The sequence below is a fragment of the Vibrio sp. SCSIO 43009 genome (genome assembly GCF_023716525.1).
GTDB classification, from domain to species: domain Bacteria; phylum Pseudomonadota; class Gammaproteobacteria; order Enterobacterales; family Vibrionaceae; genus Vibrio; species Vibrio alginolyticus.
In genome coordinates, this window is the sequence record NZ_CP071842.1 from 764,245 (window position 1) to 780,902 (window position 16,658).

At 44.5% G+C, this 16,658-nt stretch carries 18 protein-coding genes; 13 read left to right on the plus strand and 5 right to left on the minus strand.

All coding sequences use genetic code 11. The features are described from left to right. Positions 1 to 107 precede the first annotated feature (107 nt). On the minus strand, positions 108 to 905 hold the full coding sequence (locus J4N43_RS03570) for a nucleoside-specific channel-forming Tsx family protein (protein ID WP_005385292.1): 798 nt from the start codon (positions 903 to 905) through the stop codon (positions 108 to 110). 323 nt (positions 906 to 1,228) lie between these two features. Between J4N43_RS03570 and J4N43_RS03575 the strand changes: the two genes are divergently transcribed. From J4N43_RS03575 to J4N43_RS03590, 4 genes are read left to right on the plus strand one after another with little or no spacing between them, the layout of a single operon-like run. After that, positions 1,229 to 1,825, plus strand: coding sequence for an LON peptidase substrate-binding domain-containing protein (locus J4N43_RS03575; RefSeq protein WP_005380253.1), 597 nt, complete (start codon positions 1,229 to 1,231; stop codon positions 1,823 to 1,825). Continuing rightward, entirely contained in the window at positions 1,822 to 3,180 is a 1,359-nt protein-coding gene (locus tag J4N43_RS03580) for a DUF4397 domain-containing protein (RefSeq protein WP_053349832.1), read from the plus strand. The genes J4N43_RS03575 and J4N43_RS03580 overlap by 4 nt, the downstream gene beginning before the upstream one ends. A 44-nt stretch (positions 3,181 to 3,224) precedes the next feature. Beyond that, on the plus strand, positions 3,225 to 3,809 hold the full coding sequence (locus tag J4N43_RS03585) for an RNA polymerase sigma factor (protein WP_017636022.1): 585 nt from the start codon (positions 3,225 to 3,227) through the stop codon (positions 3,807 to 3,809). Then, positions 3,806 to 4,465: a ChrR family anti-sigma-E factor gene (locus J4N43_RS03590; RefSeq protein ID WP_005380256.1), complete on the plus strand. Its 660-nt coding sequence runs from the start codon at positions 3,806 to 3,808 to the stop codon at positions 4,463 to 4,465. Before J4N43_RS03585 ends, J4N43_RS03590 begins: the two co-directional genes overlap by 4 nt. Positions 4,466 to 4,528: 63 nt before the next feature. Here the strand turns inward: J4N43_RS03590 and J4N43_RS03595 are convergent, their stop codons facing one another. From J4N43_RS03595 to J4N43_RS03610, 4 genes are all read right to left on the minus strand, one after another. Continuing rightward, a complete protein-coding gene (locus tag J4N43_RS03595; protein ID WP_158159754.1) occupies positions 4,529 to 5,881 on the minus strand; it encodes an AmpG family muropeptide MFS transporter in 1,353 nt (450 codons plus the stop codon). A gap of 71 nt (positions 5,882 to 5,952) precedes the next feature. Next, complete coding sequence (locus tag J4N43_RS03600) at positions 5,953 to 6,498, minus strand: peptidylprolyl isomerase (RefSeq protein ID WP_005380258.1); 546 nt, start codon at positions 6,496 to 6,498, stop codon at positions 5,953 to 5,955. Then, a complete protein-coding gene (locus J4N43_RS03605) occupies positions 6,498 to 7,067 on the minus strand; it encodes a YajG family lipoprotein (RefSeq protein WP_005380259.1) in 570 nt (189 codons plus the stop codon). Before J4N43_RS03605 ends, J4N43_RS03600 begins: the two co-directional genes overlap by 1 nt. A gap of 32 nt (positions 7,068 to 7,099) precedes the next feature. After that, entirely contained in the window at positions 7,100 to 8,254 is a 1,155-nt protein-coding gene (locus tag J4N43_RS03610; protein WP_054865671.1) for a methyltransferase, read from the minus strand. Positions 8,255 to 8,497: 243 nt separating this feature from the next. Between J4N43_RS03610 and bolA the strand changes: the two genes are divergently transcribed. The 9 genes from bolA (at position 8,498) to nqrM (ending at position 16,539) form a co-directional block, all read left to right on the plus strand. Further along, positions 8,498 to 8,806, plus strand: a complete 309-nt coding sequence (bolA, locus tag J4N43_RS03615; protein ID WP_005380262.1) for a transcriptional regulator BolA — start codon at positions 8,498 to 8,500, stop codon at positions 8,804 to 8,806. Positions 8,807 to 9,279: 473 nt separating this feature from the next. Continuing rightward, a complete protein-coding gene (locus tag J4N43_RS03620) occupies positions 9,280 to 10,620 on the plus strand; it encodes a Na(+)-translocating NADH-quinone reductase subunit A (protein ID WP_005380264.1) in 1,341 nt (446 codons plus the stop codon). Between the two features lie 5 nt (positions 10,621 to 10,625). After that, the gene (locus tag J4N43_RS03625) at positions 10,626 to 11,870 is read left to right on the plus strand and encodes an NADH:ubiquinone reductase (Na(+)-transporting) subunit B (RefSeq protein WP_005380265.1); all 1,245 of its coding nucleotides are present in this window, start codon (positions 10,626 to 10,628) and stop codon (positions 11,868 to 11,870) included. After that, positions 11,860 to 12,630, plus strand: a complete 771-nt coding sequence (locus J4N43_RS03630) for a Na(+)-translocating NADH-quinone reductase subunit C (protein ID WP_005380267.1) — start codon at positions 11,860 to 11,862, stop codon at positions 12,628 to 12,630. The genes J4N43_RS03625 and J4N43_RS03630 overlap by 11 nt, the downstream gene beginning before the upstream one ends. Continuing rightward, on the plus strand, positions 12,630 to 13,262 hold the full coding sequence (locus J4N43_RS03635; protein WP_005380269.1) for an NADH:ubiquinone reductase (Na(+)-transporting) subunit D: 633 nt from the start codon (positions 12,630 to 12,632) through the stop codon (positions 13,260 to 13,262). Before J4N43_RS03630 ends, J4N43_RS03635 begins: the two co-directional genes overlap by 1 nt. Before the next feature lie 7 nt (positions 13,263 to 13,269). Beyond that, a complete protein-coding gene (nqrE, locus tag J4N43_RS03640; RefSeq protein WP_005380270.1) occupies positions 13,270 to 13,866 on the plus strand; it encodes an NADH:ubiquinone reductase (Na(+)-transporting) subunit E in 597 nt (198 codons plus the stop codon). Between the two features lie 33 nt (positions 13,867 to 13,899). Then, positions 13,900 to 15,123, plus strand: coding sequence for an NADH:ubiquinone reductase (Na(+)-transporting) subunit F (gene nqrF, locus J4N43_RS03645; RefSeq protein ID WP_005380271.1), 1,224 nt, complete (start codon positions 13,900 to 13,902; stop codon positions 15,121 to 15,123). A 155-nt stretch (positions 15,124 to 15,278) separates the two neighbouring features. Beyond that, entirely contained in the window at positions 15,279 to 16,283 is a 1,005-nt protein-coding gene (locus J4N43_RS03650) for an FAD:protein FMN transferase (protein WP_042521391.1), read from the plus strand. 22 nt (positions 16,284 to 16,305) lie between these two features. Further along, positions 16,306 to 16,539 (plus strand): (Na+)-NQR maturation NqrM, encoded by a 234-nt coding sequence (gene nqrM / locus J4N43_RS03655; protein ID WP_005380273.1) that lies wholly within the window; start codon positions 16,306 to 16,308, stop codon positions 16,537 to 16,539. Positions 16,540 to 16,658 lie beyond the last annotated feature (119 nt).

Sequence of the window (16,658 nt, forward strand, 5' to 3'; positions counted from 1 at the left end):
AAACGCTCTCATTAAAAAGGTTTGCTGCAAGGATAATGAGGGAAAAAAGGAAAGCAAATAAAAATGGCGCCGAAAGGCGCCATTTTTGAGCAAACTTAGTGGTTCAATTAGAACTTGTAAGTTACAGCAAGGTAGTGGCCAAAGCCAGTTGACTTGAACCCATCAGTATCTTTGATACCGTACACGTCTTTGTAACCTTTTAGACCGTAACCCACTGCGAAGCGGTCTGAGTGCCAGTAGATACCGTTGAACATTGCACCACCGTTTGACGCGGTTGAACCAAACTTGTTACCAGCATCATCATCCATACCGAATTGGTAATCGATGTAGCCTTGGTAAGAAATGAATGAACCGTTCTCGAAGAAGTAGAATGGTTTGAACCAGTTAGTCGAGATTTGGAAACCGTTCCAATCCTTTTTGTTGCCGTCGTAAGTGCCGTATAGGTTAACACCAACTTTACCAAACCAAGGAACCATTACGTCAGAACCTAGACCGATTTTTTGAGAGTTAACACCAGAGTTACCACCCCACTCGATTAGAGTTGCAACGTATAGCTCTTGAACTGGACCGAAAGATAGGTCTTTACCAGTTACCGCATCTAGAGACATACGTGGAGCGAATTTCATAAAGATCTTCTCTGCGCCAGCTTTGTCGCTACCTGGATCAGAAGTTAGGTTGAATACATCAACGTAGCCGTAAAGGTCGAAGATACCAGAGCGGCCGCCGAATTCCATTTCTAGGTAGTCGTGTGAAGACTCACCTGGAAGCTCGTCAAATGCACCCATTAGGTTAAATTGCATCCACTTGTAATCGTTTTTGTGAATATCGCCGTCAGAGTAATCTGCCGCCATAACTGGAGCTGAAGTAGCCGCTAGAAGGCTAAGAGCTAAAAGTGATTTACGCATAAGGGGACTCTCTATGTTTGTAATGATTCAGAACACACAATCTGTGCTGCGCTTTCCAATTGGCGGGAATAATAGCGATAAAAATCCCAAATGAAAGTGATAAAGGGTGCAAAATGAAACGTTTTTGGTGAGTTGCATCACGAAATTATCTTTATTTACGGAACTTTTTGTTTGTTGCATTTTATTGCAATAAATGTGTGATTTGGATCGTTTGCGTGAGCGATTTTATGACTTTTTAAGCCAGTCGATTAACCAACATAAATCGTTAGTGATCGGAGTGATAAGGGATTCGTATGTATCCGTGAATCAAAGAGGACGTTTGAATGAAAGAAGTCATGTTATTCCCACTCACTTCAGTTGTACTCCCTGAAGGTAAAATGAATCTGCGCATTTTTGAGCCACGATATAAGCGAATGGTAAAGGAATGCAGCCTACAAAATGTGGGTTTTGGAGTTTGCCTAGTAGGAAGTGAAGGTGACCCTAAAGACGTGGGTAACGTTTCATCTATCGGAACTTTGGTCAGGATCGTTGATTTTGAAACACTCAGTGATGGTCTTCTTGGTATTACAGTCGCTGGTGAGAAACGCTTTGTTGTCAAACGAGTTCGTGCAGATGCGGACGGCTTACGCCATGCAGAGGTCGAATGGTTAGACAATTGGCAACATCCAGACAACTCACCAGATTTCTTCTATTTAAGCCAGCAGTTATCCCATGTTTATGAAGAGTTTCCTCAACTTGGAAACCTCTACCAGCATCGTTTTTACGATGACTCAGCTTGGGTGACCCAGCGCTGGCTTGAATTACTTCCTTTAGACTGCAATCTGTTCGAACAGCTCGTTGGCGCAGAGAACTGCATTCCTGCGTTGCAATTTCTGACAGAAGCCATAGAAGCCCCGACTAACAAAGAGGCAAGGATATGAAAGGATTTGGCAGAGCTGCGCTAACTATGGTGGCGGCATTAGGACTGGCGGCGTGTGGCTCCGACAGTGACACTATCGAGTATTCCAATTTACAAGCAGTGCACGCGTCTTCTGATGCGCCGCTTGCAAATGTGTGGATCAACGATAAACCATCATTAACGAATGTTGATTATGGTGTGGGATCTGGCTACGTTAAATTGCGAGAGGGGATGAATTCGATTCAGGTCGATGTTCAGCTCCCAGGTAATGAAACCGCGACCGTAATACCTAAAACAGAACTAGATCTTGATTCCGACCTCAATTATAACGTGTTCGTTGTTGGCGATGCCGATGGTTCGCCAAACCCAGTTGAGCCTTTAGTTGTGACTCGCAGCGCCGATTCAATGGCTGATGCCAATAGTCTAGATGTTCAAGTTGTTCATGCAGCTTCAGGCGTTCCTGCTGTTGATCTTTATGTCACTGAGCCAGGTGTTGCTCTTGCTAGCGCGACTCCAATAACTAACCTTGCTTACAAAGCTTCTACCGACGTATTGAACATCCCAGCTGGTGAGTATCAAGTTCGACTTGCCGTAGGAGACAGCGTTGCTTTTGACTCCGGTACAGTACCTCTTGCGGCTAATTCCAACTTGACGATTGCCGCTATCGGCACAGGAGACTCGAATAGCACGTCACCTGTCAAACTCTTGGTGTTGGACGGTTCGGGCTCTTCTATAATTGAAGATATGGGCAGCCAAGCTGAAGTAAGAGTCGGACACCTTGTCGATGGAGCGCCAGTCGTCGATGTTAACGTTAACGGGGCGGCCTTCGCTCCTCTTGCCGACTTAGCGTTCAAAGAGATTCGTGGTTATTTGGATCTTGCTGCTGGCGCTTACGATATTGACGTTTACGTGGATGGCACAACAACCAATCCTATTATCGATGTTGACGGATTAATGGTTGCGGGCGGAAAGGATTACAGTGTTTACGCAGTCGGTGTTGTTAGCCCAGCGATTGATATCGAACCTCTGGTTGTTGAAGACATGAGACGTGCAGTGGCAACTAGCGCGACGCTGAATGTGACACACGCGGCGGCTAATCCTATAGCGGAAATGGTGGATATTTACCTCACTACGAGTGCAGGAATAGATGGAAGTGATCCAACCATCGCTAATTTTGCGTATAAAAATAGCGTACAAGGATTATATGTCGCTGAAGGTACATATTATGTAACGGTAACAGTGGCTGGTAACCCAAGTATTGTTGCGGTTGACTCAGCACCAGTCAATGTAATGAACGGTGTTGTGTACCAAGTCGTTGCCATTGATGATGGGAACAACGGTGGTTTCAACTTGTTGGTCGATGACGTGACCGATTAGGACGAATGGGAGGAGGAAACTCCTCCCACAAATTAAGGCCGATTATGATGAGTGATAGCCCGAAAAAACTGGGGCGCAGTGATTGGAACGATTACATGGATAAAGTGAAGGATCGAGACAAAGATGCGTTCGCTTTTGTATTCCGTTTTTACGCACCCAAGCTGAAGCAATTCGCTTACAAACATGTTGGTAATGAGCAAGTTGCTATGGAGATGGTGCAAGAGACCATGGCGACAGTTTGGCAGAAAGCGCACCTCTATGATGGTGAAAAGAGCGCGTTATCGACTTGGATATATACCATAATCCGAAACCTTTGTTTTGATCTGCTGAGAAAACAGAAAGGTAAGGAATTACACATTCATTCTGATGACATTTGGCCGTCAGAGTATTATCCACCTGATCTTGTTGATCACTATTCACCAGAACAAGATATGTTGAAAGAACAGGTGGTGAAGTTTTTAGATATTTTACCGAAAAACCAGAGAGATGTTTTACAAGCGGTATATCTTGAAGAGTTACCTCATCAACAGGTCGCGGAATTATTTGATATACCCCTCGGTACCGTAAAATCCAGGCTGAGGCTTGCAGTAGAAAAGCTAAGGCATTCAATGCATACGGAGCAACTATGAACAAACACCCAGATAACAGCTTGTTAGAAGCATACGCTTCGGGAAGCATTGATGCAGTTTCTGGTCTTGTGGTCGCAACCCATTTAGAAACATGCACCAAGTGCCGAGCTTATGTGAACCAAGTCGAAGCAAGTCAAGCGAACATCGTAAGTGACATACCTTCTGAGTATGTTTCTGAATTTGACGACATGTTCAATGACATCATCAACGCGGAGCCAGCGACTGATAACATCGTGATCCGCGACTCTGCTGCTGTTAATGTGGCAGGAAAAAGCTTCGCTCTTCCTAAAACCTTAGCGCGTTTCTCTGACCTCGTAGGGTCATGGAGAAGTTACGGAGGCAAGGTTTTCAGTGCTCAGATTGATCTAGGGGAAGACGCTCGTGTCAGCTTAATGTACATCGGGGAAGATGTGCAAATCCCTCAACATACGCACAAAGGCCTGGAGTCTACATTGATCCTACATGGTGGATTTAGTGACGAGGATGGCCAATATGAAGAGGGCGATTTGATGATTAGAGACGCATCAGTGAAGCACAGCCCTTACACTAAGGCCGGAGAAGACTGCTTGTGTTTAACCGTATTGACTGAGCCGATGATCTTTACTCAAGGCGTGGCACGTATATTTAATATGTTTGGTAAAGGGTTATACCCATAGACCTCTTATCTTATATCTCGCAAAACAAAAACCACCGAATTCGGTGGTTTTTTATATGTTTCGTTAATCCTTGTGACGTGCTTTTTCCAATAGAGCATCAAAGTAATGTCGTAGCGAGTACAACATAATCAAGCTTGGCACGACCATGACAGCGGTAAGCACGAAGAATGTGCTCCAATCATTGAGATAATCCACTAGCTCGCCACTGAAAGAAGCAAGAGTCGTCCGTCCGAAGTTTCCTAGAGAGGCAAGCAACGCATACTGAGTTGCCGAAAATGCTTGCCCGGTTAGAATCGTCAAAAATGAAACAAAAGCGACAGTTGAGAAAGCAGTCGTAAAGTTATCGACAATAATCGTGGCTAAGTACAAGTGCTCGTTTGGGCCTACCGAAGCAATCCAAGCAAACATCAAGTTACTGGCAGACATCGCAATACCGCCGATCATTAATCCACGTACAATACCAAACCTAACGTTGAACATGCTTCCGACAAAAGTAAAGAAGATGGTGGCTCCCCAACCGATCAGTTTGGAGTAATAGCCAATTTGTTCATTGCTAAAACCAATATCTTTATAGAACGCGATCGACATCCTGCCCAAAAACGCTTCGCCAATTTTAAATAGGAAAACGAACAGCAACAGAGTAATCGCGACACGGACGCCATTGCGATTAAAGAAATCAAGGAAAGGTTCTACAACAGTCACGGTAAACCAAGCTACGACTTTTGAACCAACCACTTCTTTGTGGCGTTGTTCAGCGGCAGACTGAAGTTGTTCGCGTTGAGTCTTCGGTTCACCGACTAAAATCGTAAAGACCATTAGAATGCCGACTATCACCGCCATCCCGTAGTACACACCATTCCAACCGACACTGTCAGCATTAACAAACGCTAAATAACCCGGTAGTGAATAACCTGTCCACCAGCCAATGACCGCCATTGCAGAAGCTTGAGGCAGTTTAGACTCTTCTGACTTTGGGAAAGTATCAATACGAAAAGCATCAATTGCGATGTCTTGTGTCGCTGAAGCCGTTGCAATGCACAAGGCGAGTAGTGACGCAAACACCAAGTTTTCCGCTGGATTAACGCCGGCAATAAATAGGGTAGCGACGAGTACGATACTTTGGCAAAAGAAAATCCAGCTACGTCTTTGCCCCAGCAGTCTAAAGAGGACTGGCAGCTTCACGCGGTCAACCAGAGGTGCCCACAGAAAGTTGATCGCATAGACCGCAAAAACGCTACCAAAATAGCCAATTGCGGAGAGGGTCAAGCCGGCATCTTTTAGCCAACCTGACATGTTTGAACCGATAAGAACCCACGGAAAGCCGCTAGAGCAGCCCAGCATGAAAACCCACATGAGTCGTTTATCGAGGTAACTTTTTACCGTTTCCAACCAAGTGATGGAAGGTAATGAAGACATAAATCAATCCAATAAAATGAAGCCGTTGAAAGAGAAAGCCCTTCGATTATTCAAAGGGCTTATCGTTTTGGCTATTTAAGTAGTGTAGCTTTGGTGATGACGATTTGCGTCTCTGGTACATCACGCATTCGGCCTACTGTCGTGGTCGGCTGCTGAGCCATTTTCTGGATAACGTCGAACCCCTCAGTAACCTCACCAAATACAGCATAACCTGGTGGTCGAGCGCCATAGTTGAGAAAGTCATTGTCGACTAAGTTGACGAAAAACTGACGAGTTGCAGAGTTTGGTGCATTGGTTCGTGCCATGGCGATGGTAGCACGGTCATTGTTTAGACCATTATTTCCTTCGTTTTTGATTGGCGCGTATGTTTTCACCATCTGCATATCTTGGTTAAAGCCGCCACCTTGTGCCATGAAGCCTGGGATAATACGATGAAAAATAGTACCTTCGTAGCTCCCATCTTCTACATATTTCAGAAAATTAGCGACAGTGATAGGTGCTTTCTCTTCGTTTAACTCAACCGTAAATGAGCCAAGTGTCGTTTCAAACGCTACTTTTGGTCCAGCCCAAACGCTGCAGCTGAGTAATGCTAAAGACAGAATCGCTTTGCGTAACATTAGAAACGCTCCTGCATGTATTGACGAAGCTCAGGGTCATTGGCAATCTCTTTAAGCGTCAATGTCACCACATCATTCAATGTCTCTTCAATATCGGCATCAGAGGCACTCAATGTGCCAGAGCGCTTTGCTGTACCTGTATAAGTTTTGACTAGCTTGCCCTCAGGTGTCTCTGCTGTGATTTCCAGCACAACTTTAGCGTCCATCTCATTTTCCATCACCGAATGCTTCACGTTGACCAACGCTTCTTGAACGCTCAATTCAATCGCGTTGTTGCTGTTTAGATCCGCATGGAAACCTTGAGATGAGAATTGCTTCTCTAATGCTTCTTCTAACGCAATACGTAAATTCTGTTTAGCATGAAGAGGAAGAATGTTCGAACGGCCGTTATCCACCAACGCCACGTACTGCGCTGCACGTACATCTTTGCTGGTCAAACTGTAAGTCTTGCCTTGAACAATTGGATTGGTGCTCAATGTGCTTTCTGGCATCAGGTTCAGCTGAGGTTGTTGAGGGGCTGAACACGCAGCAAGCAACGCAACCGAAGCCGCAAGTACCAATTTTCTCATTTTATTATTCCTTTTAACTATTTTGCTAAAGCTTATTTTGCGCTTAATTTAGCAGGATTTTTTGTAGCCTGTAAAATCACAAACTTATTGTTGGAAGCGATAAGTTTCACATTTTTATCGCCAAACAGACGTTTGAGTTTTGCGTCGTACCCGAGGTGACGATTTCCGATAACCAGTAAACGGCCATTTTCACTTAATACTTGTTTAGCATCGCAGAACATTTGCCAAGCAATATGATCGGTGATTGCCTGTTGTTGATGAAACGGTGGATTACACATAACCATAGAGCTGCTGCTGTGTTTAAAACCGTCCAAGCAATTGTTCGCTATACACTGTATGTCTCTATTTTCACCAAGGTTGTCGCGTAGGTTCTGTTTTGCTGATTCAAGCGCCATAAAACTTTCATCAACACATGTTAGCCGAGCATTTGGATTCAACTGACCAAATTTAACAGACAGAACACCATTGCCGCAGCCGAGGTCGATGACATTGTCTATCGAAGGGTCTTGAGGCAGGTGCTGCAGCATAAAGCGTGCACCTAAATCTAAACTTTCTCCTGAATAGACATTTGGCATGTTCTTGAGTTCGATATCTTCGCCATCAACGCGCCAAGTCGTGAAAGGCATTACTTCAATCGGAGGCTCAACTGTTGCTTGAGAAAACACCAATCTGTGCTTTTTCCAGGCCAAAGATGTTTTTGTTTCGCCTAAGTATTTTTCAAACAGTTTTAGCGTCGAAGTGTGAATGTCTTTCGCTTTATTGACTGCAAAGACGGGGCAGGAAGCCGGTAGCGCCTTTCTTAATTGGCTTAGTATCCACACTAGATGGCGGTTACTTTTGGGCAGTTGCAGCAAGACGAGATCAATATTGGCAGGAACGAGGTCCATCGTGGTGGCAAACGCTACTTTATTGCACTGGTTTTGCTCGAGATTTTGCTGTGCACCTTTATGTGAGATGAATGAATCACTCATTAGCGTTACATGGTGCTTTTCCGAAAACCAGCAGGAGAGGGCACCAAAGCTGTCATTAATCACGAGGATGTTTTGATTGTCTGGCAAAGCAAGCTCTTCAACATGATTAATAAGATACTCATCACCGGCATCCCACGCTTGTAGCGTTTCGTTACTACGTTTTGGGAAACGATGAAGTGTTAAGCTTCGCTCGTGAAGGTTCAGTTCGGTTTTCATAGCTAAATGTAAGTTGATTTAGAAATTAAGTGTTATTGTCGCAAATGATGACGTGTCGAGATACAAAAAGCTGTCAAATTTTACGAGTTCAGTGATGGCCGCTCTCTAGGCATGTTCATGGAGTCGAGGGCCTTGAGACAATATGTCTACAAAGTGCGTCAATAATGAGAGTGATGTTTGAGTGATGCATGTCTGCTTTACTTAGGTATATACTTATGGAATTCGCATCAATGAGGAACGAATATGATCCAAGAAATCATAGAGAAGAAACTACACAGTGAGCTGCAACCCAGCTATCTCAAAGTCATTAATGAGAGCTACATGCATAATGTGCCACCAGGCTCAGAGAGTCATTTCAAAGTGATTGTTGTGAGTGATTCGTTCGCGGGACAGCGTTTGATTGGGCGCCATCGTCAAGTTCATCAAATTTTGGCAGATGAACTGGATAACCACATTCATGCATTAGCTATTCATACATACACTGATGAAGAGTGGAAGCGTGAACAAGATGGCGCCCCTGATAGCCCGATGTGTATGGGTGGCGGTCACTAAAAACGCAAGATATAAAGGTGCAGAGAAAGGTGGCTTAAGGCCATCTTTTTTCGTTTTACATTCTTTAGGGACGTTAACGTGGCACAAATTCTGGTTAAAAAATGTGTTAACAGTGTTTCAACAAATGAATGGAAATTGCAGAATATTTCAGGCGATGAATATCACTTTTCCATAAGATATGTATGGAATATGGCATTTGTGCGATGGGTCAAAGTTATGACTATTCTTTGACCTTTTAGACCTGATTCTACCGAAATAACCCCTCTATTCTAATGATTGATCATGGCATCAAGTTCCTAAAAAATGCTAGACTACGGCACCTGATAAATCTCGCGTATTCCTTGTGACGAGATTTTTAATAGGATGTTGCGATTTTGATGTTTAAAACAACATCAAAACCGGACACTGATGTCGTGTCTAAAAGTTACGCAATCAAAAGAATCTTTTTCCCGATAAAAGTAGTGCAAGTGCGTATGATTACAATAAAGAAGGGCTTGGATCTTCCTATCGCAGGAACTCCATCCCAGGTGATTAATGATGGTAAGACCATCAAAAAAGTCGCCTTGCTTGGCGAAGAGTACGTTGGCATGCGACCTACCATGCATGTCCGCGTTGGTGATGAAGTGAAAAAAGCGCAAGTTCTTTTTGAAGATAAAAAGAACCCAGGCGTGAAATTTACTGCACCAGCAGCCGGTAAAGTGATCGAAGTTAACCGTGGCGCTAAACGTGTCCTTCAATCTGTAGTGATTGAAGTGGCAGGTGAAGAGCAGGTGACATTTGATAAGTTCGAAGCCGCTCAACTTTCAGGTCTAGATCGTGAAGTGATCAAGACTCAGTTGGTTGACTCTGGCTTATGGACCGCTTTACGTACTCGTCCGTTTAGCAAGGTTCCTGCAATCGAGTCTTCTACTAAGGCTATTTTCGTAACTGCAATGGATACTAATCCACTAGCAGCTAAGCCTGAGTTGATCATTAATGAGCAACAAGAAGCATTCATTGCTGGTCTAGACATTCTTTCAGCCCTGACAGAAGGCAAGGTTTACGTATGTAAATCTGGCACTAGCTTGCCACGCTCTTCACAGTCTAACGTAGAAGAACACGTCTTCGATGGCCCTCACCCAGCAGGTCTTGCTGGCACCCACATGCATTTCCTATACCCAGTAAATGCAGAGAATGTGGCATGGAGCATCAACTACCAAGACGTTATCGCGTTCGGTAAGCTGTTCCTAACTGGTGAGCTATGCACAGATCGTGTTGTGTCTCTAGCTGGCCCAGTTGTGAATAACCCTCGTCTAGTTCGTACCGTAATGGGTGCAAGCTTAGATGACCTAACAGATAACGAGCTGATGCCTGGCGAAGTTCGTGTGATCTCTGGTTCAGTACTAACAGGTACACATGCAACTGGTCCACACGCATACCTTGGCCGTTACCATCAACAGGTTTCTGTATTACGTGAAGGCCGTGAAAAAGAACTATTTGGCTGGGCAATGCCTGGTAAGAATAAGTTCTCGGTAACTCGCTCTTTCCTTGGTCACGTATTCAAAGGTCAGTTGTTCAATATGACAACGACGACCAATGGTAGTGATCGTTCAATGGTTCCAATTGGCAACTACGAACGCGTAATGCCTTTAGATATGGAGCCTACTTTGCTGCTTCGTGATCTATGTGCCGGCGACACAGACAGTGCTCAAGCACTGGGTGCGCTTGAACTGGATGAAGAAGATCTAGCATTGTGTACCTTTGTATGTCCAGGTAAGTACGAGTACGGTACGTTACTTCGTGAATGCCTAGATACTATCGAGAAGGAAGGGTAATTTTCATGGCTCTTAAAAAGTTTCTTGAAGACATCGAGCATCATTTTGAGCCTGGTGGCAAACACGAAAAATGGTTTGCCCTGTACGAAGCTGTAGCAACAGTTTTTTACACGCCAGGTATCGTAACAAATAAAAGCTCGCACGTTCGTGATAGCGTTGACCTAAAACGTATCATGATCATGGTTTGGTTTGCGGTGTTCCCAGCAATGTTCTGGGGTATGTACAACGCAGGTGGCCAAGCTATTGCAGCACTTAACCACATGTACGCTGGTGACCAACTAGCGACAGTTATCGCAGGTAACTGGCACTACTGGCTAACAGAAATGCTTGGCGGCACTATCGGTGCGGAAGCGGGTGTTGGCAGTAAGATGCTACTAGGTGCGACTTACTTCCTGCCAATCTACGCAACAGTATTTATTGTTGGTGGTTTCTGGGAAGTGTTGTTCTGTATGGTGCGTAAGCACGAAGTTAACGAAGGTTTCTTTGTAACTTCTATCTTATTCGCACTTATCGTTCCACCAACGCTACCTCTATGGCAAGCGGCGCTAGGTATCACATTTGGTGTTGTTGTAGCAAAAGAGATCTTCGGTGGTACAGGTCGTAACTTCCTTAACCCTGCACTTGCAGGTCGTGCATTTCTATTCTTCGCTTACCCAGCGCAAATTTCGGGTGACGTAGTATGGACTGCAGCTGACGGCTTCTCTGGTGCTACTGCTCTTAGCCAATGGGCTCAAGGTGGTAACGGTGCTCTAGTTAACACAGTAACTGGCGCTCCTATCACTTGGATGGACGCGTTCATCGGTAACATCCCTGGCTCTATTGGTGAAGTATCGACTCTAGCTCTAATGATCGGTGCAGCGATGATCGTTTACATGCGAATAGCTTCATGGCGCATCATTGCGGGTGTAATGATCGGTATGATCGCAGTATCGACTCTGTTTAACGTGATCGGTTCTGACACTAATCCAATGTTTAATATGCCATGGCATTGGCACCTAGTTCTAGGTGGTTTTGCATTCGGTATGTTCTTCATGGCAACGGACCCAGTATCAGCGTCATTTACTAGCAAAGGTAAATGGTGGTACGGCATCCTAATTGGTGCAATGTGTGTGATGATCCGTGTAGTTAACCCAGCGTATCCAGAAGGTATGATGCTGGCGATTCTATTCGCGAACCTATTCGCACCTCTGTTCGACCATGTAGTGATTGAGAAGAACATCAAGCGGAGACTAGCACGCTATGGCAAGTAATAACGACAGCATTAAAAAGACGCTGGGTGTTGTTATCGGGTTGAGCCTTGTTTGTTCAATCATCGTATCAACAGCAGCAGTAGGTCTGCGTGATAAGCAAAAAGCTAACGCTGTCCTAGATAAGCAATCAAAGATCGTTGAAGTTGCAGGCATTGACGCAAACGGTAAGAAAGTACCAGAGCTATTTGCTGAGTACATCGAACCTCGTCTAGTAGACCTTGAAACAGGTAACTTTACTGAGGGTAATGCATCTACGTACGATCAACGTGAAGCATCAAAAGATGCAGAACGTTCAATCGCATTGACACCAGAAGAAGACGTAGCTGATATCCGTCGTCGCGCGAATACAGCAGTGGTGTACCTTGTAAAAGATCAAGATGAAGTCCAAAAAGTTATCCTGCCTATGCACGGTAAAGGACTATGGTCGATGATGTATGCCTTTGTAGCCGTTGAAACTGATGGTAACACTGTGTCTGCTATTACTTACTACGAGCAAGGTGAAACTCCTGGACTTGGTGGTGAAGTAGAGAACCCTTCATGGCGCGATCAATTCATTGGCAAGAAATTGTACAATGAAGATCACCAGCCAGCGATTAAGGTCGTGAAAGGCGGCGCACCGCAAGGTTCTGAGCACGGTGTTGATGGCCTATCAGGAGCGACGCTCACTAGTAATGGTGTTCAACACACATTTGACTTCTGGTTAGGTGATATGGGCTTTGGTCCTTTCCTAGCAAAAGTTCGTGACGGAGAACTTAACTAATGTCTAGTGCACAAAACGTTAAAAAGAGCATTCTAGCGCCAGTATTGGATAACAACCCAATCGCGCTACAAGTTCTTGGTGTATGTTCTGCTCTTGCAGTAACAACTAAACTAGAAACAGCTTTTGTAATGACACTAGCGGTAACATTTGTAACTGCGTTGTCTAACTTCTCTGTTTCATTGATCCGTAACCACATTCCTAACAGTGTGCGTATCATCGTTCAGATGGCAATCATCGCATCGTTAGTAATCGTGGTAGACCAAGTGCTAAAAGCTTACCTATACGATATCTCTAAACAGCTATCTGTATTCGTTGGTCTGATTATCACTAACTGTATCGTAATGGGTCGTGCTGAAGCATTCGCAATGAAGTCTGCGCCAGTACCATCTCTTATTGACGGTATTGGTAACGGTCTAGGTTACGGCTTCGTTCTTATCACTGTAGGTTTCTTCCGTGAGCTATTTGGCTCAGGCAAACTATTTGGTCTAGAAGTTCTACCTCTAGTGAGCAACGGTGGTTGGTACCAGCCTAACGGCCTAATGCTACTAGCACCATCAGCATTCTTCCTAATCGGCTTCCTTATCTGGGTAATCCGTATTCTGAAACCAGAACAAGTAGAAGCGAAGGAGTAAGGACGTCATGGAACATTACATTAGTCTGTTAGTTAAATCGATTTTCATCGAAAACATGGCTCTGTCTTTCTTCCTAGGTATGTGTACTTTCCTTGCCGTATCTAAGAAGGTTAAGACCTCTTTCGGCCTAGGTGTTGCAGTTGTGGTAGTTCTGACTATCGCTGTTCCTGTGAACAACCTGGTATACAACCTAGTTCTGAGAGAGAACGCGTTAGTTGAGGGCGTGGACCTTAGCTTCCTAAACTTCATCACCTTTATCGGTGTAATTGCAGCACTTGTACAGATTCTAGAGATGGTCCTAGACCGTTTCTTCCCACCTTTGTACAACGCGCTAGGCATCTTCCTACCGCTGATCACAGTAAACTGTGCAATCTTCGGTGGTGTATCTTTCATGGTACAACGTGACTACAACTTTGCTGAATCGATCGTTTACGGTTTCGGCTCTGGTGTGGGCTGGATGCTAGCAATCGTTGCTCTTGCAGGTATCCGTGAGAAGATGAAGTACTCTGACGTACCTCCAGGTCTACGTGGTCTTGGTATCACATTTATCACTGTAGGTCTTATGGCGTTAGGCTTTATGTCTTTCTCTGGTGTTCAACTGTAAGTCGGGTAAACCGCAACAATTAAGGAATAGTCAATGGACATTATTCTTGGTGTAGTGATGTTTACTCTGATCGTACTTGCACTAGTACTAGTGATTCTTTTCGCTAAGTCTAAGCTTGTACCAACAGGTGACATTACAATTTCTGTGAACGATGACCCTTCTCTGGCGATCGTTACACAACCAGGTGGTAAGCTACTGAGTGCTCTAGCAGGTGCTGGCGTATTCGTATCTTCTGCTTGTGGTGGCGGTGGCTCATGTGGTCAGTGTCGCGTAAAAGTTAAATCAGGTGGTGGCGACATCCTACCAACCGAGCTTGACCATATTACTAAAGGTGAAGCGCGTGAAGGTGAGCGTCTAGCGTGTCAGGTTGCAATGAAAACTGACATGGATATCGAGCTTCCTGAAGAAATCTTCGGCGTTAAGAAGTGGGAATGTACTGTTATCTCTAACGATAACAAAGCGACATTCATCAAAGAGCTTAAGCTACAAATTCCAGATGGCGAATCAGTACCTTTCCGTGCTGGTGGTTACATCCAGATTGAAGCTCCTGCTCACCACGTGAAATACGCAGACTACGATATTCCTGAGGAATACCGTGAAGACTGGGAGAAGTTCAACCTTTTCCGTTACGAGTCTAAAGTTAATGAAGAGACCATTCGTGCATACTCTATGGCTAACTACCCAGAAGAGCACGGTATCATCATGCTTAACGTTCGTATCGCAACTCCGCCGCCGAACAACCCAGACGTACCACCAGGCATCATGTCTTCGTACATCTGGTCTCTAAAAGAAGGCGACAAGTGTACTATTTCTGGTCCATTTGGTGAGTTCTTTGCGAAAGATACAGATGCAGAAATGGTATTCGTTGGTGGTGGTGCTGGTATGGCTCCAATGCGCTCACACATCTTCGACCAACTTAAGCGTCTGCACTCTAAGCGTAAGATGTCTTTCTGGTACGGCGCACGTTCTAAGCGTGAAATGTTCTACGTAGAAGACTTCGATATGCTACAAGCTGAGAATGACAACTTCGTATGGCACTGTGCACTGTCTGATCCACTTCCAGAAGATAACTGGGATGGTTACACTGGCTTTATTCACAACGTTCTTTACGAGAACTACCTACGTGATCACGAAGCGCCAGAAGACTGTGAATACTACATGTGTGGTCCACCTATGATGAACGCTGCTGTAATCGGCATGCTGAAAGATCTAGGTGTAGAGGATGAAAACATCCTACTAGATGACTTCGGTGGTTAATTCCTCCAAGTGATTGAATCTATGGCTAGCTCTCCAAGAGCTAGCCATTATTTTTTATAGACATAAAACTGATATTCAACAGTTGATATAGGTAATCGGATTGAAAGGATTGGTCCTATTTCCCATATCAATTCAACAACATTGGGAGTTAACAAGTGAAAAAGTGGCTTGTTGCATTCGCTTCTCTACTGATTTTGGCTGGCTGTGAGCAGCCTGCAGATCAAATTCATTTAAGTGGCCCTACCATGGGGACTTCTTACAACATCAAGTATATCGAGCAAGATGGTATTCCAACGCCAAAAGCGATGCAGACAGAAATTGATCGCTTATTGGAAGAGGTTAATGACCAAATGTCGACCTATCGTGACGACTCAGAGTTAAGTCGTTTTAATCAGCATCAAACGAGCGAGCCATTTACAGTTTCGACACAAACAGCAACGGTAGTGAAAGAAGCAATTCGCCTTAACGGTCTTACTTTAGGTGCATTGGATGTGACGGTCGGCCCTCTAGTTAACCTGTGGGGGTTTGGTCCAGAAGCTCGTCCAGATGTAGTTCCAACCGATGAAGAACTCGCTTCTCGCAAAGCAAATACCGGTATTCACCACCTATCTGTTGATGGTAATACACTGTCCAAAGATCTTCCTAACTTGTACGTCGACCTATCGACGATTGCGAAAGGTTGGGGGGTTGACGTGGTTGCTGACTACCTTCAATCTGAAGGGGTACAGAACTTTATGGTCGAAGTCGGTGGTGAAATGCGTCTCAAAGGTGTCAATCGTGAAGGTGTGCCTTGGCGTATCGCAATTGAAAAACCGACCGTTGATGAACGTTCAATTCAAGAAATTATTGAACCAGGCGACATGGCAATTGCAACAAGTGGTGACTATCGTAATTACTTTGAGAGTAATGGTGTGAGATACTCTCATATTATTAATCCACGAACAGGCAAACCAATTCATCATAAAGTGGTGTCTGTAACGGTATTAGATAAATCGTCGATGACTGCTGATGGTCTTGCAACTGGTCTTATGGTGCTAGGTGAAGACAAAGGCATGGCAATTGCGAACGAAAATAATATTCCTGTTTTCATGATTGTGAAAACGGAAGATGGTTTTAAAGAGTTGGCTTCGGAAGCATACAAGCCATTCATGAAGAAATAACAACAGAAGTGAGCATGTTTTTATGAATACATTTCTAATTACCTTTGCTGTGTTTGTCGCGGTAATCACTGCAATGGCTGTCGGATACATTTTCCAAAAGAAAGTCGTGAAAGGTAGCTGCGGTGGCCTAGGGGCAGTTGGCATCGAAAAAGTGTGTAATTGTCCAGAACCCTGCGATGCGCGTAAAAAACGTGAAGCGCGCGAGGCTGCGCGTGCTGAGAAATTGGCGGCGTGGGAAAAAGATAGAATTGCTTAGTATTGGTTAATCGTACTAAGAAAGTGATAAAGCTCAGCGTTCTGCTGAGCTTTATTTTTAGGTAGCTAACCAAAACTCAGATGTCCGAGAAAGAGCCTAATACCATGTTTTGTTGTTTC